The organism is Providencia sp. R33 (assembly GCF_019343475.1).
In the GTDB taxonomy this organism is placed as follows: domain Bacteria; phylum Pseudomonadota; class Gammaproteobacteria; order Enterobacterales; family Enterobacteriaceae; genus Providencia.
This window is the reverse complement of the sequence record NZ_CP072453.1, coordinates 103,629-120,749: the sequence shown is the minus strand read 5'-3', so window position 1 is coordinate 120,749 and position 17,121 is coordinate 103,629. Positions and strand designations below refer to the sequence as shown.

Here is a 17,121-nt window from a genome sequence, read left to right as displayed (position 1 = left end):
CTATAAGCCCTTAAATTTTTAAATTGTGTTTAGCAGCAATCTCTTTATATTGCTGCGGATTTGTTTGTTTCAGACCTGCTAATTTAGTCAGATTGAGAGAACCGTCAGGGTTAGTAACATCAATAGCACCTTTCCCTTTTTCATTACCCTGAGCGCCAGAGCCTTGAGCCACAGGCCAGAAGTACGGTTTGCTTTCACGGATAGTTTCAACCCACTCCTTTGGAGTAAGTGGAGTTTTCCCGTCTTTACCAATAATGACTTCGCCATTTTCATCGAGTGCTACAGCATTGCCGTTGTCATCCAGAGAAAATTGAGACTGAGCCAAGAACGCGATATCTCCCGTGGCCTCTTTCAATACGCCACTCTCAATAGCTGCCTGAACAATCTGGCCTTTAACTACGGACTGACGAAATTTGTTAGCGTGGCTTTCAGCTTTGTCAGCTCGCTCTTTTTCGGCTGCGAGCTTGCCGTCATAATCGGCACGTAAGCGTTCAGTGCGCTTTTGAATGACTTCATCTAATTTACCCTCGGCAATTAATTTAGATTCCTCATCCATATTCGCTTTAGATAGCAAGTCTTTCACTGCTGCAATGTCGATGCCGCCAAGCTGGGTTTTTAGCGAATCCAATTCATCTTTTAGCCCCTTATTTGTGCCAAGCAATTCATCGCGCTTAGACTTTAAGCCTGCAACTTGCTCACTGACAGCCTTATCGATAATGGCCTGCATTTCAGGTGTGATAGTTGTTCCGCCCGAGCCGCCACCTTCTCCACCATCGACAACCTGTGAGTAATATTTGCGGTTTATATTCATAAATAACATATTGTTCCCCTTGGGATTTGATGCGCCTAGCGCGTTGAATTAACTCAGCCCTAAGCCGAATTTAGGTAATAAAAAAGGCCACCAAAGTGACCTTATAGATTGAATACTGTTATAATCCGAGTTCTTCGAACGTCTGCTTATCCAGTAGTTTTAATTGGTTGAGTGTGTACATCTTGCCTTGTGGATCAACAAATCGGTCAATGTCATAACCGCCTTTTTTGTATAGTTCATAACGATTCTTACCCAGCCACTCTTTTTGAAAGCCAGCGGACTGATTTCCGAACCATGATGAATAATCCGTATTGGAATTAACCTGCCCGATTATTCCAGCGCGATCATCTTTGGGTATTTTGCTCACTGGCCTTGTGTCTGCTACAAATGGTCGTCTGCCGATTAAGTTACCGTCTTTATCACAACCTACTAAGATAGTACGACAGTTAGGGTGATATGGCGGGCGAGAGAATGAATCGCTGTGATGATAAACTTCACCATCTTTAGAAGCGCACACCTTGCTTGTTCTGCCGTCTAATGTTGCGACGACTTTTAGGTAATCGTAGCCAAGTTGAATAAAAGTATCTTCAACAACCTGATTACTTACATGACTTCGTATTGTTCTAACATCGCGCTCTATAGCGCTGCGTGTAGCGTTTAATATTCCGTCCTGATAGTTGAGGCGTTTAGTGCCTTTAATGCGCTGTACAATCTGCTGAGTCGTGTCTCCGCTTGTTATTCCACTTCGGATCGCATACTCAACGCGTTGCTTTGCTTCATCGGCTATTTTTGAAAACAACTCATCAACAAGAGCGCCACCCGACATAGGAATATTTTTAGCTTTAGAATAAAGCCTTTCGCCTGATATCGCTTTAGTTAGCTGCTCACCTGCCAGTGATGCGGTATAACCCACTTCATAAGCTGACAATGTGGCTGCGCCAGCTGATGCGCCTTGCTGAATCTCTGAATGTACAGAGTCACGCCAACTGCTAATCAGGTCACGAATACTCCTTAGCTCAGGCGTGGTATATTTCCCACCGTTTAATGCTATAAGCTCGGAACTACTTAAGCTATCTAGGTAATCACGCAACTGGTTAAGCATGTCGCCTGACACGATATTAAACTCACGGAGTATTTCATTGATATTTTGGGATGATGCGCGGTATAGGTAAGCTTGGTGGCGAGTAATTGCATCTAGAAATGCTAAATTAAGTTTCTTCTCGCTCATAAGTGACCTCTCTCACTGTACCGTCATTCTCTGCCTCGACTCGCAGCAATTCATCCTTATAGTCAATATCTGGCAATTTCCCAGTACCAATATATTCCCAGTAAGTTTGGAATGAGTTTTTGCCAGCAAGAGCACCCTCATAAAGTTGCTTAGCCAGCTCTATATCATACGTCGAGTTATTAAAATCAGGCTTCACGGTGAATACGTAATCATCAGATGGAAGCTTTAGCCACTGAGCCATGTACTTGATACCTTGCTCAATAGCCTCAGCGGCACAAGTGACAATACTGTGCAAGCTTGCGTGCTGATCGTCTTGTCTTGCTCTCCTTGCTTCACCTGACTCTTGATCCCTTGTGTCGATAACTTTAGCGCCAGACTCTAAAGCCGCGCTTTTCTGGGTGTCCATTTCGGCTTTGGTTTTATCAATGCCTACGCCTGTAATTTCCAAGTAACCGCACTGAGAGTCTTTAGGCAATAACCACGCCGCCATCACTCCAGTGACAGTAATATCGTCACCATCGCTTAAATTAGAGACCCACGGCTGAGGATGGGCGGTATGATGCAGAGATTGATAATAATCGGCGCTCAATTGGTATGATTTCAATGCCGACTTAGCCATTGTTAACAATGGAATTGTGCCAACATCAGAGGCGTTATCAGTAGTCCCACAAAAAATAAACGGTGTGAAGGTTAATAAATCCCGACCCAAACTTGGTGTTCGATCCTCAATAGAATCACCATCATAAAGGCTAACAACCAACTTACCATCAACCAGCTCTAGAACACGGTAAACCGTCTTAGTATCATGCCCGAATTTATCTTCGCTATTACTGAATTGCTCTTCTAGTACAACGAGGTTTAAATCTTTACGCCCGCCGACACTGTTTTCTTTCCAGTTTGTGATTGATAACGCATCATACAATGCGAAATATGGGATGCCTTTCTGGTCAACATCGATGAGCAACCCACAACGCCCATACTCGAGAAGGTTAAGCACAACACGGATGAACAATTGCTTTAATCCAAAACCGTCACTAGTTGCGTTTTCTTCTAAACCTTGTAGTTGCTTGTTCGGGATGCTGATTTCAGGCGTTAACTTAGAGACTAACCCAATCATTGTTCTAAGCGAATCTTGAACAAATAGAGGATATTGCGCCCTATTAATATAACCTTCGTAAATTTTCTTAGCACTATCGCCAAGCTTTTCAGCCTCAACCATTCCAGCCGATTTAGGCAAGTAAGTTTCACCTGATTGTTTTATCTTTTCTTCGCCAGCAATAGCATCTTGCATAATTTGCCAGCTATTTTTAGCCGCAATATATTGCGGATGTTTATCTGTAACTGCCATATTTCACCTTATGCCATGCCAGCAATGCGTTTACGTTTGAATGCTCTAGCCTTAACATTCCGTCTGCTTACTGCAAAGTAACGGAACCCGTCAGCGTCATGTGATGTGTAGTCATGAAGTGGCTTATCTTTCCAACATCCCTTTTTGTCGTCCCACTCTTTACGATAGGCTTCAAGGTGTGCGATGCCTTCGCCGCATTTATGCTCATCAAAAGCACAATGAGGGAGAATTTCACGTACTGCCTCAATACCCTCATCGATAGATACTCTCGGCACGACATTAAATCGAATTGAGTAAACCTGTCCGTCAATTTCATACCCTTCACGCGCTAATTCTTTCCGTGATTTAGCATCAGAGCCGAATTCCCTATTCTCAATATCATGCGGGCCATTGTGACTAGCGTAGGTATAACCTCTGTCTTTCAGCGCTTTCATATAGTGCCGCAGACCTTCGCCGCTATTTGAGTAGTGATCGATAACGTGGAACTCTTCACCGACCTCACGAATAAACCAAATAGCCGTGGAGTCACCAACACCGATATCCCAATAGGTATGTACTGGTAAATGTGAATTATCAGGAAGTGTGCCAATGCGTTTATTTTCGTACAGGAAGCGAAATTGCTTGGCGTAATACGCACCTTCAACAGATTGCTGAAATGCTTCAGACGGTATTGACGGGTATTCTCGCTTCATATCGTCGCCAAGTGTTTTCTCTTTGGCGTAGTACCAAGCTTTCTGACGCTCATTTAATTGAACGCCGTGCTTACTGGCTATCTCATCGAAGTAATCAACTAGCCGCTGTGGTAATTGCTCAACAGGGTCAATGGCATATTCGGGATTCTTCCACCATGAGAAGAAAAAGAATTTCCAGTCTAGGTTAGAGAGAGTCTTACTCTGAATTTGCGCTTTCTCAGCAGACTGGCAGTAATCGTAAAAATAACCTGCTCGACCTTCCGCTGTACTTTCAATCGTCGTGAAACAATCGCTTGATACTGCCTCAAACGCGCCAGTAACAATCTCTCGGGCTTTCTCTGGATACTTGGCGCATATCTTGCCGAACTCAGATACATGTAAATATCGGAGTGTACCGCCACGAAATGACGTGCTGATATAAAGCGACCCACCTTTACTAAAAACCAATTCACCAGCCGCGTCATTGCTTGCTGGATTTGCTGCTTTAATTTCATCAGGTAGCTTTTCATAGGCATACTTTATCTTTTCCCTGAATAGCCGCTTAGCATCATTAAGCGTATGGGCTATCAATGCACATTTAGCCGCCTCAAATAACGCTGCATCTAATTGGATAATGCAAACCTCAGTCGTGAAACCAAGCTGACGAGCCTTTAAGATAATGTTTCTTGTGTGCATCCCTTCAAAGTATTCAAGCTGCTCAGGCGTCATTTTAAATCGAACTGGCTTACCTTCTTTGTTGGTGATCCAGTAAAGATGATTCAATCGCCAGAGCTTATCTCTCAATAGTGCAAGATGTTCTGGCTTCATGATTATTCCTTAGATAAGTCGTCCATTAGTTCTGATAGCTGGCTAGCTGTCTTATTCGGTTGTACGTCATCTAGCCCGTAAGCTTGACGCTCAAGGCCAACTAGATTTTTAAGCGTTTCGCTTAATGCTTTGACTGACTTAACGCGTTCAGGGAGAGAAATGATTGAGTTGTAAATTTCATTTAGCTTATCGCGCCCGTTATCATCAGGACTAAACATTAGCTCCCCCAATTTACTTAAAGCTGGCACATCGGCACATTCAGCTGATAGCTCATCAAATAAGTTATTGGTTAGCTCTCTAGCCCTTCGAATATCGCCCCTGTGTTCCATGCGAACACTAGCGATGACTTCGGCGGTTGCCTCAATAAGTACGCGCTCTGAAAGTACGGTTTCGCTGCGTACCTGCTTGCGTACTTCCTCTTTGCGTACCAAATCATCTGCACGGGATTTTATTTTTGCGTTAAGGTCTCGCGACCAATCATCCTTCTTTGCTCTTTTGCGTATAGCTCCTTCAGATATGCCATGCTGTGAAGCTATTTCTCGAAGTGACATCACGCCAGCTCGGTAAGCCGACTCGATGGCCTCCCAATCTGGTCTTTTAGCCATATTCACATCCTCATAACAAATTAAAAAGCCCACCTTGATGAGCTTTGTGATTGGTTATTCTGCTACCTCATCGTTGAATAACGTTTTCTTTGTTTCCTGCACTCGTTGATAAACGGAATCAACTTTCGTTAATGTATCAACGCTGCCGTTATCAAAGTTACCGTTGTTATTACTCCACAGTTGGAAAAATAACTCATACTCAAGTGGGTCATCCTTGATGAGTTTAATTGCCTTTGCGGTAGCTGCGGTGTTATTGCCTGTTAGTTTAAGTAAGCCTAAGCGGATTTTTTGATGTGATTCTAATTCAGTCATGATTTACTCGCTGTTAGAGAATATTACCATTTAGAAACAAATGGTTACTTGATTGTTACGCATTTGATTTGTATTCTTGTAAAGCCATAAGCAATTCCAAGCATTACTGCCTCCTACATGGTATCTTTCATAGTACTACTCCAAGCTTTGCCGCCTAGTTCCTTGGCGGCTTTTTTGTTGCCAATAAAAAAGGTCGCTGAGCGACCTATTCCTTCTTGCCAAATATAGACTTGAGAACCCATAGAATTACTGATAATCCAACAACGGTTCCCCAATTGATGCTTATTGTCAAATCGAACCCTGCTGAATCAGCAAACCAATTCCAAATATGCGGCAAGCACCATGACACGAAGAAGCTTACTGATAGGGCTGCGATGATGCAGAAAGATTGACCTGTTGTTAGTCCACTTGTATTTATTTTCATGGTGATATCCTTATGCGTTAAATTCAGGCAATCGTAACTGGCCTTTTTCTTCAATCTCAGCGATACGATTAAGAAGTTGTGGTTTTTTAACCCTACCCCATCGATTTAGTAATCGACCTGACATGCTAGCCACATCCTTCTCTTTCATGAACTCAAGAATTACTTCGTTTCTCTCTTGTTCCATGGTGCGGATATTTTTGGTAATAACATCAGCCATCCAGTTAAATGCATTGATGAATGCTTCTTTAAGCTTTACAGCTTCATCTCCAGTAAAGCCCATTACTAACATCATCCAGCCGTCACGAGTCATCTTGTAAAATGGCTGGGGCTTGCCATTCTGTAAGTTGTTGTTTTCATGGCAAAGCGTAAAATTGCGCTCTGCAAAACTAGGCGAGCACGACCTAATTACTGACCTTGCCTTTCTCAATACATCCTTGTGACTTTTCTTAAATGCTAAAGCCACCTTGAATGTATCTGTTTCTGCATTTGAGCCACTTAGAAATACAAGCTCACGAAAATCAATACCATTAACTACCATTAAATTAGTCATAACGTATTACCTACATTTGAAATGAACCCTCGTTCACATAGAAAATCAGCCCGTCGAAGCTCGCCAGCTATAACTGACTTCCTCGAAGGCTCATATCAAAGTGATTGGATTCGACGTTTTAGAATTGCTCTGTGAATGAGCAGTGAAATGCGTAGAGTTCGCAACCATCATCACGTATCACTACGTTACTTTGGTCACTTACGGCTTACCCGTCAGCAAGATATGGACCACCTCACTTAAGTGCGAAGAAGCCATTAAAAAGCCCCCTAATTGGAGGCTCGTTGTTGTTCAATTTCCCGTATTGCTTTCTTGTCGAGAGTTAAGATTTATTTAACTTTGTGGCAAGAGTCACAAGATCAATGAAGTCCTGACAGAACTCTAGTCGGTGTCCGTGACCGTCAACGAAGTTATATTTATTAAAATGTTCTAATATTTCCTCGGGACTTTTCCCGTTAATAGGAGATTTAGAAATTGAATCGTGTTCCTGTTTCATCTTCAAACCTTCAATCAGTTGGTTATGACCCAGCCACTCATGTGTTAGAAATTGCATTTCACAGCAGTGGCATTTATCAGTATTTAAATGTACCTGCTCATATTCATAGCGGATTAATGAGCGCCCCATCCAAAGGTCAGTATTTTGATGCGCATATCAAAAAGGCTGGCTACCCTTATCGCAAGGTTGGATGATTAAGTTAAAGCGGGGGAATCCTCGCTTTTTCGATTTCTCGAATATCTTTCTTATCGGTTAGCGCTTGCACTCCGCAAAGTACCAATCCCTTAAACCAAGGTATTGCTTTTCGAGAGTTTCAAGCTGTTTAAGGAGATCGAAATAATCTTGCTCAGCGTCTCTCGCCAAGGTGGCGGGTCTGCTAGCATCCACGCTGGAGGTGGAACTGTTTTCGGAGCTTGGACATTCGGCTTTGACCCGCAGGCGCTTAGTGCCATTGCTAACATCAAAACGCAACTGGTCAATTTCAGCTTTTGCATTTGTGAGTTCCGTTGTGTGTTTGGTGTCGAGTTCGTGAAGGGAGTTGATGCGCTTTTCATAGTCTGCGATGATAGCCACTTGCTCGCTGAATTTATCCTTCAATGTTGAGTAATCACCTTTCAGGTCACCGTAACTACCCATTACCCACCAAAGCCAGAAAGCTAGGATAGCGCAAGCACCAGTCAAGACTTTAGTTAGCGTTGTCATGCTGGAATCTCAACATGAGGCGCATCAATGAACTTAGTTTCAATTGGTAGTGACGGGTCATTCTTCCAGTTGATACCAAAGCGCAATTTAACACCTAGCTCATCAGCGGCTTGCTTAACTGCTTTCAATAGCGGCTTAAACTCATCAATCTGCCATTTAGTATTCACGGGGATAATGTCTACTGCATGACCTGTTAAGTGACGACTGTGCATAGTTTGTGATTTCTTTTCTGCAACCAATTGCTTTTGTCGCTCTTGAGTTCGCAGACCTTCAATAACAATGAAATCGACCGGTGTTATTTCCAGAGTGCGACGAATAACTTTCACTAAGTCAGGGTTAACGCCATTAAGGTTATTTTCGCTTCTTTGGCTGAATTTGAAGTTACTCATCATCCACCTTCCTAAATATGTTCACGATATTGCCTTTATGCTTATAAACAAGAAGGCATAAAAACAGGTTGCTCGCTATGCTTGATATGCCCGCTGTTGACCGATAAGGAGGAAGTAACTCCCATATTTTACATACGCATAAAATAATGAAGATGGTCCCCACTACCGAATCTCGGGTGAGCTTGTATTCATGCAAAGCCATTCGAATCGCCATCGAAGCAATGAGCACGATATTGATGTGATTTAAAATATCTTGGTCTGTTAGCGAGTGAAAATAATTAAAGAGAGCGTCCATTATCCACCCCCTTTATTTCGCCAATCTTTAATTGCCTGGGTGATGGAACTGAAGTTTTTATCAATAGAAAGTAAGATTCGACTAAACAGCTTTATCAAATTATCTTTATTGGCAACAATAATAAGAATTGGTATCAATAGTGCCGAAATCGCTATTGCTGTTATCTTTGGACTTACATCCCACTTCCATACTTGAGCAATAAACTCAGAAGCTTCTTTAGCAATTAAAACTCCAGCACCGAAGGCTAAAATAAAATGGAAAATCTTACGTCTGTTATTATCCTTGGAAGCAATTACCGAAGCTGACGCGCCAATAATCGCACCTAGTATCACGTCATAATCAACCCCAACAAGCAGGCCTCCTACAGCACCACCGCCAGTAGCACCAAGGATGATACTTGTTGTTGTGCTCATGTGATTTTTATTCTCTTTGAGTTAATAGATAGCCGCGCACAATCTCTATGCGTCAATTAAGTGTGTGTGATTAGAATTCTGTGGCGGCGTATGAGTGACCATCTTGTTAGTGTTAACAAAATGGTAGAAACAAAAAAGGCCGCACTAGGCGACCTCTTGAATGTGAACTATCCGGAATTTCCGGAGAGTTGAACTTGTAAGGATTACTTACAGGTTGGAATTTTGGCAATAAAAAAGCCCGATATCTCTATCAGGCTTCTGTGCTCTTTGCTTTCATGAGCGAGCATACACTAAATATACAGATTCATAACTTAATTTCAAGTAATTTCCGAAATATTTTTCATTTCAACTCCATACTGTGAGCGCTCTCTCGCTATTTCATCTTGCATGACCATATACAACTTCGCATTAAATAAACTAATACACCAACGTACACGGTCAATGCATTGTTTGATAGTCAGCCAAGGTGCTATTTGTTCCTGCATATAATTTGCGAGAGTTTGCAGAGTATTTCTGCCAAGATAGTAATCAGTGGCGACAGCATAAATAGGATTGGACTTGTCGAACGCTTTCAATATTGCTTTCTCTACAAAATCAGCTTCATCTACATCGTTGGCGCGCTGAAACATGTCGCTGAGAGATTGTTTAGGAAATAATATTGATCTGGCTTTTTCTTCAAGTTCCTGTCCTGTGTAGCCTTCTTTGCTTAACTGGTCGAATACCTTGGTGAATCGCTCTATGTTTTCACCAGACCATCCAGTGATGAAACGCCAGATACCATCACCGCCGCCACCATAACCAAGATAATCACCGCCTTTCATTTCGTCAGCCCATATAGATATGATCGCCCTCGTCCATCTTTCTTGTGGTGGAGTTAATCGCCTTGCTTTGCCTAAATATGACTTCCTTGGCGACTTTGCCAGTTGAAGATAAATATCAGGATTACGCTCTCTCATCTTACCTCCGGCAATACTGTGTGATAGCGGTCTTTTCCTACCGAATACATGATCCTATTACCCAGCCTCTTAGCTGCGCATGTCTCCGTTATTCGCATAATTCCATTGTTAAGCTGAATGACAGAAAGATAGCGCTTCGAATTATTACCAGTTTTTTCAGTTTCAGCACGAAACCTGCACTCTTCAATTGCTGCTACTATGTCAGTGAACATTAAGCTGCCTCCATGAATTGCTTTCGCCTTTTCTCATACCAACGGGCACGCTTCGCAAATATGCGCTTGACCCTTTTTAGGTATTCGATAGTGAATGTTCTTGGTTTATTATCTGACTCAAGGGCTTCTACTTTTTCTATCCCTATCCGCTTTATTAATCGGATCCGATAATCAACAGCATTGCCGCTTAAGTGACGATTGCACCTTGTGCATGATGAATGGACGTTATAAACGTTAAAACTTAGATGTGATGCCGCGCCTCTTGACCTGTAATGACTAGCATCTATCGCACTACCTGTTAGATATCCATCAGAGCCTATTAATCTGCACCCACAGCTAATGCAGAGCTTTCCGTTATCTCTTGCCCTTATGTACTTATTGAAAGCTGCCTGAGCCTCTTTAAGCCAATCAGATTGAGATTTCAGTTTCTCTTTTCTTGCGAGTAGATTCTTGCGATCAATAGACTCTTTCTTCTTGCGTTCTTTCTCTGCAAGCTTATTAGCCTCTTTTGATGCAAATAGTATTGCGCAGGATGTAGAGCAGACTTTTTGAGTTGATAGGTAGGGAGTAAATTCTTTATCGCATTCTTTACAGGTTTTTAGCTTCGGCTTTTTAGCCTTAGCCATATATCGCCGCCTTAAATATCCATGCAGATGCAAATAGACAAGCAAATATGGCAACCATAAATAACTTGGCTCCGAGTGTTACCCTTGATTTCTTTGGTTGAGCTTTCATGATGATTTTACCGTCATCATCAATATCAAATTTATGAATGTTTTCGCGTAATGCCTTTATTAGCCTCTGTTCAGTGGATTGAAGATATATCTCTTCTTCAGGCTTGATAAACGCACCTGCCTTTTGTAGATGGTCGTCGCATTTCTTGCAAACGTTTTGCCATTTCTGCCCAATGAAACTATGTCCGCACCATTTGCATTCAGTGTGGATATATTTGCCTTCTGGATAATCCCTTTCTGATTTTGCAAAACTCACTTTCTCGCCCTCCGCTTCTTGGCTGCTCTGTTTATCTTTGCGTGACCTGTGATGCGCTTAGTTGATGTGGGGTAGCTGTACCAATAGCTATTACGATTGATAGCCCATAAGGCGCTCTGTGATGCTAGTGATGCCATAGCGATTGCCATTTTTGATATGATATTCATCTCTCTTGCTGCTCCTTGAGTTTTATGTATTCCGAATTATTTGCATAACACCACGCCATGCCTCTATGAGACTTCTGCCTTCCTGTAATTGTGTTATGTACTAACGATGGGTTGCAGCCATAAAATCTTGTTGATTGTATGGATGGATACCAGTGCCCAAATCCTTCTCTTGAAATTGATAAGACAGGCGTTTTTTGCTTATCACATAACCCAGTTCTCCATGCATGTTTGTTATTATCCTCATAGGTACACCATTCAAGATTTTCAACGCGATTATTCTTCTTGTTACCATCGATGTGGTTTACTACTGGAAGGTTTTCAGGATTTGGTATGAATGCCAACGCAACTAGTCTATGCACCAATAAGTGTTCGCCTTTTGCTCCAGCGAGCCTGTCGTATTCCCCACTTTTACAAAGACCTAACAATCGCCCTCTCACTTTTCTGTAAGTGAAATTTCTATTTCTACCGCATGTTCTTACATCCATGTCTTTGCTTCTCACTCGTCCCAAGCTACTGACTTGATACTTTTTCTCGAGACTTGGCACATCTCTCCAAATTTCACTTTCACTCATTATCTAGCCTCCTTTTGTGATACTCCGAATTTTCAGGAATTCTTGTTTTTATTCCACGATCAACACACCACACCTCTACTCGCCTTAGATAAAAAGTCATCTCATCAGTAGTTAATAGCTTTGTTGACTTAACTCGCCGCTCCACACCCATTACAGATATTGTTTTTACAGGACAAAAAAGCTCCTTGAGATACTCGTGCATCTCATCCTTGCTTAAATGTTCAGTAGAAATTTCATTTACTGCTTTAGATATGTCATCATTCCACATCCACATGAGCGCATTCTGAGATAGTGAGCGTGTGGACTTCCATGGCTTGATAATGATTCGGTGTGGTTGGTTTGTTGCTAGAACTTCTTTGAGGTGTTGCCATGCTGCGGTTTTGGTTGATTCGTGGAAGAGGAAATCTGCTTCCAAGTTAACCTCCTATGGTCTCCAATTCCACGCCCTTATAGCATCGCGTTTCGTAGCGTAAGTTAGAGTGATAGGCTTTATTCTGCATTCACTACCAGAGCATCCTGCATACACACCCTCCCCATCTGCTACTAGCTCTGCCTTTGCATTACAAAACGGACAATTACTTAGCGTTGCCCAGTTCGGTAACTTCAGGTCGTAAATCACTGTTAGCTCTCCTGTTCCATGCTGCGATTGCTGTTTGCCTTACCGAATCCCAATCAATAGCGTCTGATTCTGCCTCGGATTGCAGCTCAGGCACTCTCTCACCAATCACAGTACAACTACAATCATCATTTTTACACTGAACGTACCATCCTAGACGGTTATCTATTAATTCAGCTTCACTGCCGCAAAACGGGCATTTCTTGAGTTCGTTCATGCTATAACTCCCACCATTGGTATTTTTGCTTAGCTTGTAAAATTAGCTCTTGCCAAATTGCTACGGCTTCTAGTTTTAATTCCCGCTCGTCCATCATTCACCCTCTGGCATTGGTAAATCGCGTAAATACATCCAGTAATCAGCGTCAGGAATTGGTAGCGGCAGCACCGCATCATCAAGAAACCATTGCATTTCGCCTTCTACAGAGTTCCATTCAAGCCTGTAAACACCAGCTAAAACTTCACCGTCACTGATAAGCAAAACTGGCTCGCTATCATCTGGTAATGCCATGTTTGTATTAACCCAATTAGTTCCCTGCATTAGATGCCTCCAATTAACTTATTAAGTTCCAGCCTAAACAACTTTTTAGCTACTCTCATGCAGCGATAAGGCTTGAAAAAGTGTCGGTTATAATCTTTCGTTTGCCTGATGTACTTACACTTTCTTCTGGTTGCCTCGTCCGTGTAAGCCCAGTTCAGCTCCGTTAACGTTGTTCCTTTCATCACTCAACACCTCGCTTAATTGCCCGCCATAAACTCACGCTTACTAACTCGCATGTATGCTTTTCCTCTTGGAAAACACCTGTTCATTTGCCTAATCAATCGCGTTGCTTTTCTTTTGATTGGGTGTTCTGCGGTGTCTACCAGTGGATGGTTTACCCATTGCTGGCTGTCAATTAGCAACTCATAATTTTTGTAGCAGTTATCTAAATCTGAATATGGGTAATCCTTGTGAAATAATATGCTCATCTAGAAGTCCTTATGATTTGGTGTGTTAGGCTTACAAAATAGCCGCGTTCATGAGTTTAATGAGTTGCCTTTTTGATAAGGAAACTTGGAACACCTCTGACAAACCGCGCAGGCAAACCGCATATGCCTTGGCATCTTTCAAGTGATTATCGGGATGGTTTAGGTAATCTATCGCTGATTTTGCTTGTGTCGTGGCTGGAGTATCACTTTGCTTTAGGCGTCTAACGTATGGCTTACCAATTCTGTGTTTAATCATTTTCAATTCCTTTGGTTACTTAACTTGGCTGCGGTAACTTTCCCATCCGAAATTAATCGTTGTCGGGCTACCCATTCTTAAACGGTCAATAACTCGCTCACCGAGAACTTTTGAAAGCTCTGCGAATGCTAGGTTAGTTAGCACCCCAACTGGCTTTTTGTTTGCTAGTCGACGGTCTACAACTTGGAAGATAATTAAATCCTCGTTGAGGTTTCCACGCTGTACACCAACGTCATCAAGCACCAGTAAATCAACTTCGCACAGGTCATCGATTAGTTTCGATTCTGATGTCTTGGCGTCCTTCTGGTAGGTTTCTCGTACTCGCATCATCAGGTCTGGCAATGTAGCGATTAGGATACTCTTACCGTGCTGTATGAGGTGATTTCCGATTGCTGCTGCTAAGTGATTCTTTCCGGTTCCTGCATTGCCGCTAAAGATAAATCCGCCAAAGTTTTTGCCAAAGTTCTCAGCGTAATTTTTGGCTTTGCGTAATGCGGTTTGCTGCTCAGATGTAGTGACTTGGTAGTTATCGAATGTGCAATCGAGGTGAAGCGGGTTAATTCCAGAACGACCCATTATTTTATTCAGTCGAGTAACACGATTTGCATCGGTGATCCGCTTTGAATCAATTTCGCCCTGCTCTCGTTGCCATGCCATGAGTTCTTCAGGCGTTTCAAACTTTGGCTTGATGTGTTCCGGCATCAGTTTTCTAAACCGAGCCAGCGCTTGCATTCCTGTGCTCATCAGAAGTTCTCCGGTATGAATTCTTGGGTTCGACTAGGCGGCATTACTCGCTTAGATGGTGTCCAAGCTGGCTTAGTATTCTTGTTCTGGTAATTCAATTTCTGACTAGCAGTGATAAACCAGTTTTTGGGCTTATCGGCTCTAAACTCAATATCCAGTCGTCTCAACTCGTGTTCGAGGTCGATGTTTGAATACAGACTTTGCCACTCAGTAAAATCTTTTTTGTTTAATCGGATCACCTCACCTTCGAATGCGTACTTGCTAGACATCTGGTGAACACTTGCTGATTTATTTTCAGACCCATCAGGACAAGCCGTGTTTTCGGCTTGGGTGTTTATAGGGTTAAGGGAATCAGGAATCGGGTTAAGGGAATCAGCAGGGATAGTTTGATTCTCTTCTTGTTCTTGCACTGTACTTGTATGATGCTTTTCTGGTGCTCCTTTAATATCAACAGGTTGCGTGTCTTGTTCTGGTATTTCACTAGCCGCTTCTTTCATGTGTGGGTTCTGGTGTTTCTTCCAGTTATTAATCTGGATAAACTCATTTCCATCTACTACATATCTAGTGATAAAGTTTTTGCCATGTAATTGAGCGAGTAATTTGTCACAATCAGCTTCGTCATATGGCAAAACCATAGCTTTAATTTTGCGTGGTTTATCTTCCAGCCGACCTTCTCGATCGGCAACTGTCCATAAGCCTACAAAAAGAATACGAGCCAATGGTTCGCACTCTGCTAAATCATCATTAGTAAAAAAGCCCGGCTTAATATTTCGTGCTCTGGCCATTAATTAACTCCTTAATAAAATCTGGTATCTCACGCTGAGGTCTGTTTTCTACGCTCCTGAAATACTGTTCATCTGCCTGTTCAATAAGGCTAATTTCTCCTTCATTTATATAAAATGAAAAACCTTTGGCTCTTAGCATTAATCGAGCAGATATTCTTAGGAGTATTTCAGCGATTGCATTTTTGTCACCAAAGAAATAGAGACCTTCTTGCTCAAAGATATCTTCAATGTCTAAACGTTTAGATGTATCAGTGCAGATGACATTTGTTAGCATCGCAATTTCTGCTAAATCACTATCTCGACAGTCAAGGCCTGCGTCATTACAGGCCCATTTAATCTTTTCTAGTGGAGCATTAAAAAACTCTCTGGACTCATTAACTCTAAAATCAGAAAGCGTATTATGGATAACGCTCTCATCATCCCTTGGGTTGTGAGAGTAATATGCAGTTTCAACCTTAAAAGGTGTTGGCACCCCTGAGCTTGAGTAAAGCTCTTTAGCTCTTTTCTCAGGGGTTGATGTCGTCATTCCGATTTTATATATGTCTGGCATGCTTGGATTACTCATGACATACACCCAACCGCCAACAGTGAAATCACTCGGTAATTTACCTTGAGTGATCACCTCTTCGTTTGCTATGTATGGGTATGAGTAACGCATTGTTTGGTTCGTTGTTAAAAAATCATCTTCCATGTATAATTACTCCCGTGAATGATTCTTAAATTAATTCTTTGACCGCCTAGTTGGTTGCCGCCTCCTAGGCTTTCGTTTTTTAGAACATTGAAACCTGTTTACTTGCTGGTTTCGCTCTTCGCTTACTTCCTGTTGGCTTCTTGTCGCCATATTTATCTATCCATGTTTTAGCTACGTGATAGCAATCATCAAACATTGCGCCACGTTTACTGGCCTGAGAGCATCTTCTGAAATGAGATAAGCCCTCATCTGCGGCTAATTCCAAAGCCCCCCCCTGATAACCTGAATCAGTGAGTTTTTTAATGATGTTGCTGCGGATAAATTCATCAGGACTCATTGATATTTACCTCCTGTAATGAACCTGTTTTCCATAGCGAAAATTCGGCCATTTGCTTCCACAAAAACCGATATTCTTCTTCGCTAATTTTCTTTTCACCCGGTAAAACAAAATCAGTTACACCTGCCGCTGCTAATGTTTCGCATAGCTCAGGTATCTTTTCAGTTCTACGAGTGATAGTTGAGTCATGTACGCCTAGTGATTTAGCAATGACTGTTTGAGATGTTGTTCTGATAACTTGATGAGCGGTTGCTACCAAGTGATTGCATACAAACCGATTAAACGATTTGCGTGTGTTTGCGTAGTCCATTTGTTAAATTCCTTTTGACGTAGTTAGTCCGTTGCTCACGACCCTGTGAGTTAAGTTTTCTCCCGTTTGCAAGGAGAGCGGATAAGATGTTAAAGAGCGATTACTTTTTAAGCTGCACTAGTTTTTAATTGAGCGAAAACTAGAGCTTCTTTTTTTACTGTTTCGTACTTAAAGTGCTTTGTTGCTTCCTCGATATCCTCAGCTTTTCTAGGGGACGCTCGACGGTTTCCGTAGGCGATAAGATTAAGATATCCAACGCTCGTCCCTGCTAGCTGAGCAAGGAGCTTCCAGTCATCTTGACTGGCTTCTTTTCTCCATCGGAGTAATTCATTGCTCATTGCATTTACCTTTGCCGTTAAAATTAATCAAAGTTTATCTTGATGATAAATATTTATCAATAATTATTTATCATTTTGAGCATTTATCATTTAGATAAAAAATGCAAGTATG

General features: G+C 42.1%; 27 protein-coding genes. 1 reads left to right on the top strand and 26 read right to left on the bottom strand.

What is annotated here, in order from left to right; genetic code table 11:
• Window positions 1-10 precede the first annotated feature (10 nt).
• The 7 genes from J6836_RS00675 to J6836_RS00645 all read right to left on the bottom strand — a co-directional run bounded on the left by J6836_RS00675 (window position 11) and on the right by J6836_RS00645 (window position 6,777).
• Window positions 11-820, bottom strand: a complete 810-nt coding sequence (locus tag J6836_RS00675; RefSeq protein WP_255586295.1) for a hypothetical protein — start codon at window positions 818-820, stop codon at window positions 11-13.
• Window positions 821-929: 109 nt separating this feature from the next.
• Complete coding sequence (locus J6836_RS00670) at window positions 930-2,039, bottom strand: minor capsid protein (protein ID WP_219246009.1); 1,110 nt, start codon at window positions 2,037-2,039, stop codon at window positions 930-932.
• Window positions 2,020-3,387, bottom strand: a complete 1,368-nt coding sequence (locus J6836_RS00665; protein WP_219246008.1) for a DUF4055 domain-containing protein — start codon at window positions 3,385-3,387, stop codon at window positions 2,020-2,022. Before J6836_RS00665 ends, J6836_RS00670 begins: the two co-directional genes overlap by 20 nt.
• Before the next feature lie 8 nt (window positions 3,388-3,395).
• Window positions 3,396-4,886 carry a terminase gene (locus J6836_RS00660; protein ID WP_219246007.1) on the bottom strand — a complete coding sequence of 497 codons (1,491 nt, stop codon included), beginning with the start codon at window positions 4,884-4,886 and terminating at the stop codon, window positions 3,396-3,398.
• Between the two features lie 2 nt (window positions 4,887-4,888).
• Complete coding sequence (locus J6836_RS00655) at window positions 4,889-5,491, bottom strand: hypothetical protein (RefSeq protein ID WP_219246006.1); 603 nt, start codon at window positions 5,489-5,491, stop codon at window positions 4,889-4,891.
• Window positions 5,492-5,545: 54 nt separating this feature from the next.
• Window positions 5,546-5,803 carry a DUF2560 family protein gene (locus J6836_RS00650; protein ID WP_136135533.1) on the bottom strand — a complete coding sequence of 86 codons (258 nt, stop codon included), beginning with the start codon at window positions 5,801-5,803 and terminating at the stop codon, window positions 5,546-5,548.
• A gap of 434 nt (window positions 5,804-6,237) precedes the next feature.
• Entirely contained in the window at window positions 6,238-6,777 is a 540-nt protein-coding gene (locus tag J6836_RS00645) for a Rha family transcriptional regulator (RefSeq protein ID WP_219246005.1), read from the bottom strand.
• A gap of 471 nt (window positions 6,778-7,248) precedes the next feature.
• Here J6836_RS00645 and J6836_RS00640 point away from each other — a divergent pair, with 471 nt between their 5' ends.
• Entirely contained in the window at window positions 7,249-7,464 is a 216-nt protein-coding gene (locus J6836_RS00640) for a KTSC domain-containing protein (RefSeq protein ID WP_219246004.1), read from the top strand.
• 58 nt (window positions 7,465-7,522) lie between these two features.
• On the opposite strand, the gene J6836_RS00635 is transcribed toward J6836_RS00640, so the two are convergent.
• From J6836_RS00635 to J6836_RS00550, 19 genes are all read right to left on the bottom strand, one after another.
• Window positions 7,523-7,972: a lysis protein gene (locus tag J6836_RS00635; RefSeq protein ID WP_219246003.1), complete on the bottom strand. Its 450-nt coding sequence runs from the start codon at window positions 7,970-7,972 to the stop codon at window positions 7,523-7,525.
• On the bottom strand, window positions 7,969-8,361 hold the full coding sequence (locus J6836_RS00630; protein ID WP_349482615.1) for a M15 family metallopeptidase: 393 nt from the start codon (window positions 8,359-8,361) through the stop codon (window positions 7,969-7,971). The genes J6836_RS00635 and J6836_RS00630 overlap by 4 nt, the downstream gene beginning before the upstream one ends.
• Entirely contained in the window at window positions 8,354-8,656 is a 303-nt protein-coding gene (locus tag J6836_RS23025) for a hypothetical protein (RefSeq protein ID WP_219246001.1), read from the bottom strand. Before J6836_RS23025 ends, J6836_RS00630 begins: the two co-directional genes overlap by 8 nt.
• Window positions 8,656-9,069, bottom strand: a complete 414-nt coding sequence (locus tag J6836_RS00620) for a putative holin (RefSeq protein ID WP_219246000.1) — start codon at window positions 9,067-9,069, stop codon at window positions 8,656-8,658. Before J6836_RS00620 ends, J6836_RS23025 begins: the two co-directional genes overlap by 1 nt.
• 317 nt (window positions 9,070-9,386) lie before the next feature.
• Window positions 9,387-10,025: a DUF1133 family protein gene (locus J6836_RS00615; protein ID WP_219245999.1), complete on the bottom strand. Its 639-nt coding sequence runs from the start codon at window positions 10,023-10,025 to the stop codon at window positions 9,387-9,389.
• A gap of 211 nt (window positions 10,026-10,236) precedes the next feature.
• Entirely contained in the window at window positions 10,237-10,863 is a 627-nt protein-coding gene (locus J6836_RS00610) for a recombination protein NinG (protein ID WP_219245998.1), read from the bottom strand.
• Entirely contained in the window at window positions 10,856-11,227 is a 372-nt protein-coding gene (locus J6836_RS00605) for a hypothetical protein (RefSeq protein WP_219245997.1), read from the bottom strand. The genes J6836_RS00610 and J6836_RS00605 overlap by 8 nt, the downstream gene beginning before the upstream one ends.
• Window positions 11,228-11,390: 163 nt before the next feature.
• On the bottom strand, window positions 11,391-11,966 hold the full coding sequence (locus J6836_RS23020) for an NUMOD4 domain-containing protein (protein ID WP_255586293.1): 576 nt from the start codon (window positions 11,964-11,966) through the stop codon (window positions 11,391-11,393).
• Window positions 11,959-12,381 carry a recombination protein NinB gene (locus tag J6836_RS00595; protein WP_036965318.1) on the bottom strand — a complete coding sequence of 141 codons (423 nt, stop codon included), beginning with the start codon at window positions 12,379-12,381 and terminating at the stop codon, window positions 11,959-11,961. The genes J6836_RS23020 and J6836_RS00595 overlap by 8 nt, the downstream gene beginning before the upstream one ends.
• Window positions 12,382-12,390: 9 nt before the next feature.
• The gene (locus J6836_RS23300; RefSeq protein WP_442959463.1) at window positions 12,391-12,492 is read right to left on the bottom strand and encodes a hypothetical protein; all 102 of its coding nucleotides are present in this window, start codon (window positions 12,490-12,492) and stop codon (window positions 12,391-12,393) included.
• 49 nt (window positions 12,493-12,541) lie between these two features.
• A complete protein-coding gene (locus tag J6836_RS00590) occupies window positions 12,542-12,799 on the bottom strand; it encodes a Lar family restriction alleviation protein (RefSeq protein WP_219245996.1) in 258 nt (85 codons plus the stop codon).
• A gap of 93 nt (window positions 12,800-12,892) precedes the next feature.
• The gene (locus J6836_RS00585; protein WP_180312445.1) at window positions 12,893-13,120 is read right to left on the bottom strand and encodes a hypothetical protein; all 228 of its coding nucleotides are present in this window, start codon (window positions 13,118-13,120) and stop codon (window positions 12,893-12,895) included.
• 459 nt (window positions 13,121-13,579) lie between these two features.
• Window positions 13,580-13,804, bottom strand: a complete 225-nt coding sequence (locus J6836_RS00580; protein WP_219245995.1) for a hypothetical protein — start codon at window positions 13,802-13,804, stop codon at window positions 13,580-13,582.
• Between the two features lie 15 nt (window positions 13,805-13,819).
• A complete protein-coding gene (locus tag J6836_RS00575) occupies window positions 13,820-14,548 on the bottom strand; it encodes an ATP-binding protein (protein WP_219245994.1) in 729 nt (242 codons plus the stop codon).
• Window positions 14,548-15,333, bottom strand: coding sequence for a hypothetical protein (locus tag J6836_RS23015; RefSeq protein WP_219245993.1), 786 nt, complete (start codon window positions 15,331-15,333; stop codon window positions 14,548-14,550). Before J6836_RS23015 ends, J6836_RS00575 begins: the two co-directional genes overlap by 1 nt.
• Window positions 15,311-16,024 carry a GIY-YIG nuclease family protein gene (locus J6836_RS00565; protein WP_219245992.1) on the bottom strand — a complete coding sequence of 238 codons (714 nt, stop codon included), beginning with the start codon at window positions 16,022-16,024 and terminating at the stop codon, window positions 15,311-15,313. The genes J6836_RS23015 and J6836_RS00565 overlap by 23 nt, the downstream gene beginning before the upstream one ends.
• Before the next feature lie 79 nt (window positions 16,025-16,103).
• Complete coding sequence (locus tag J6836_RS00560; RefSeq protein WP_210847031.1) at window positions 16,104-16,361, bottom strand: hypothetical protein; 258 nt, start codon at window positions 16,359-16,361, stop codon at window positions 16,104-16,106.
• Complete coding sequence (locus J6836_RS00555) at window positions 16,351-16,671, bottom strand: hypothetical protein (protein WP_219245991.1); 321 nt, start codon at window positions 16,669-16,671, stop codon at window positions 16,351-16,353. The genes J6836_RS00560 and J6836_RS00555 overlap by 11 nt, the downstream gene beginning before the upstream one ends.
• Before the next feature lie 107 nt (window positions 16,672-16,778).
• Entirely contained in the window at window positions 16,779-17,009 is a 231-nt protein-coding gene (locus tag J6836_RS00550; RefSeq protein ID WP_219245990.1) for a transcriptional regulator, read from the bottom strand.
• Window positions 17,010-17,121: the final 112 nt, after the last annotated feature.

Excerpts from the sequence above, each read along its gene's own strand:
- J6836_RS00585 (WP_180312445.1), bottom strand. The coding sequence starts at position 13,120 with ATGCAGGGAACTAATTGGGTTAATACAAACATGGCATTACCAGATGAT.
- J6836_RS00580 (WP_219245995.1), bottom strand. The coding sequence starts at position 13,804 with ATGATTAAACACAGAATTGGTAAGCCATACGTTAGACGCCTAAAGCAA.
- J6836_RS00675 (WP_255586295.1), bottom strand. The coding sequence starts at position 820 with ATGTTATTTATGAATATAAACCGCAAATATTACTCACAGGTTGTCGAT.
- J6836_RS00555 (WP_219245991.1), bottom strand. The coding sequence starts at position 16,671 with ATGGACTACGCAAACACACGCAAATCGTTTAATCGGTTTGTATGCAAT.
- J6836_RS00610 (WP_219245998.1), bottom strand. The coding sequence starts at position 10,863 with ATGGCTAAGGCTAAAAAGCCGAAGCTAAAAACCTGTAAAGAATGCGAT.
- J6836_RS00560 (WP_210847031.1), bottom strand. The coding sequence starts at position 16,361 with ATGAGTCCTGATGAATTTATCCGCAGCAACATCATTAAAAAACTCACT.
- J6836_RS00665 (WP_219246008.1), bottom strand. The coding sequence starts at position 3,387 with ATGGCAGTTACAGATAAACATCCGCAATATATTGCGGCTAAAAATAGC.
- J6836_RS00630 (WP_349482615.1), bottom strand. The coding sequence starts at position 8,361 with ATGAGTAACTTCAAATTCAGCCAAAGAAGCGAAAATAACCTTAATGGC.
- J6836_RS00575 (WP_219245994.1), bottom strand. The coding sequence starts at position 14,548 with ATGAGCACAGGAATGCAAGCGCTGGCTCGGTTTAGAAAACTGATGCCG.
- J6836_RS00565 (WP_219245992.1), bottom strand. The coding sequence starts at position 16,024 with ATGGAAGATGATTTTTTAACAACGAACCAAACAATGCGTTACTCATAC.
- J6836_RS00655 (WP_219246006.1), bottom strand. The coding sequence starts at position 5,491 with ATGGCTAAAAGACCAGATTGGGAGGCCATCGAGTCGGCTTACCGAGCT.
- J6836_RS00550 (WP_219245990.1), bottom strand. The coding sequence starts at position 17,009 with ATGAGCAATGAATTACTCCGATGGAGAAAAGAAGCCAGTCAAGATGAC.
- J6836_RS00635 (WP_219246003.1), bottom strand. The coding sequence starts at position 7,972 with ATGACAACGCTAACTAAAGTCTTGACTGGTGCTTGCGCTATCCTAGCT.
- J6836_RS00615 (WP_219245999.1), bottom strand. The coding sequence starts at position 10,025 with ATGAGAGAGCGTAATCCTGATATTTATCTTCAACTGGCAAAGTCGCCA.
- J6836_RS00670 (WP_219246009.1), bottom strand. The coding sequence starts at position 2,039 with ATGAGCGAGAAGAAACTTAATTTAGCATTTCTAGATGCAATTACTCGC.
- J6836_RS00620 (WP_219246000.1), bottom strand. The coding sequence starts at position 9,069 with ATGAGCACAACAACAAGTATCATCCTTGGTGCTACTGGCGGTGGTGCT.
- J6836_RS00645 (WP_219246005.1), bottom strand. The coding sequence starts at position 6,777 with ATGACTAATTTAATGGTAGTTAATGGTATTGATTTTCGTGAGCTTGTA.
- J6836_RS23025 (WP_219246001.1), bottom strand. The coding sequence starts at position 8,656 with ATGGACGCTCTCTTTAATTATTTTCACTCGCTAACAGACCAAGATATT.
- J6836_RS00650 (WP_136135533.1), bottom strand. The coding sequence starts at position 5,803 with ATGACTGAATTAGAATCACATCAAAAAATCCGCTTAGGCTTACTTAAA.
- J6836_RS23015 (WP_219245993.1), bottom strand. The coding sequence starts at position 15,333 with ATGGCCAGAGCACGAAATATTAAGCCGGGCTTTTTTACTAATGATGAT.
- J6836_RS00590 (WP_219245996.1), bottom strand. The coding sequence starts at position 12,799 with ATGAACGAACTCAAGAAATGCCCGTTTTGCGGCAGTGAAGCTGAATTA.
- J6836_RS00660 (WP_219246007.1), bottom strand. The coding sequence starts at position 4,886 with ATGAAGCCAGAACATCTTGCACTATTGAGAGATAAGCTCTGGCGATTG.
- J6836_RS23020 (WP_255586293.1), bottom strand. The coding sequence starts at position 11,966 with ATGAGTGAAAGTGAAATTTGGAGAGATGTGCCAAGTCTCGAGAAAAAG.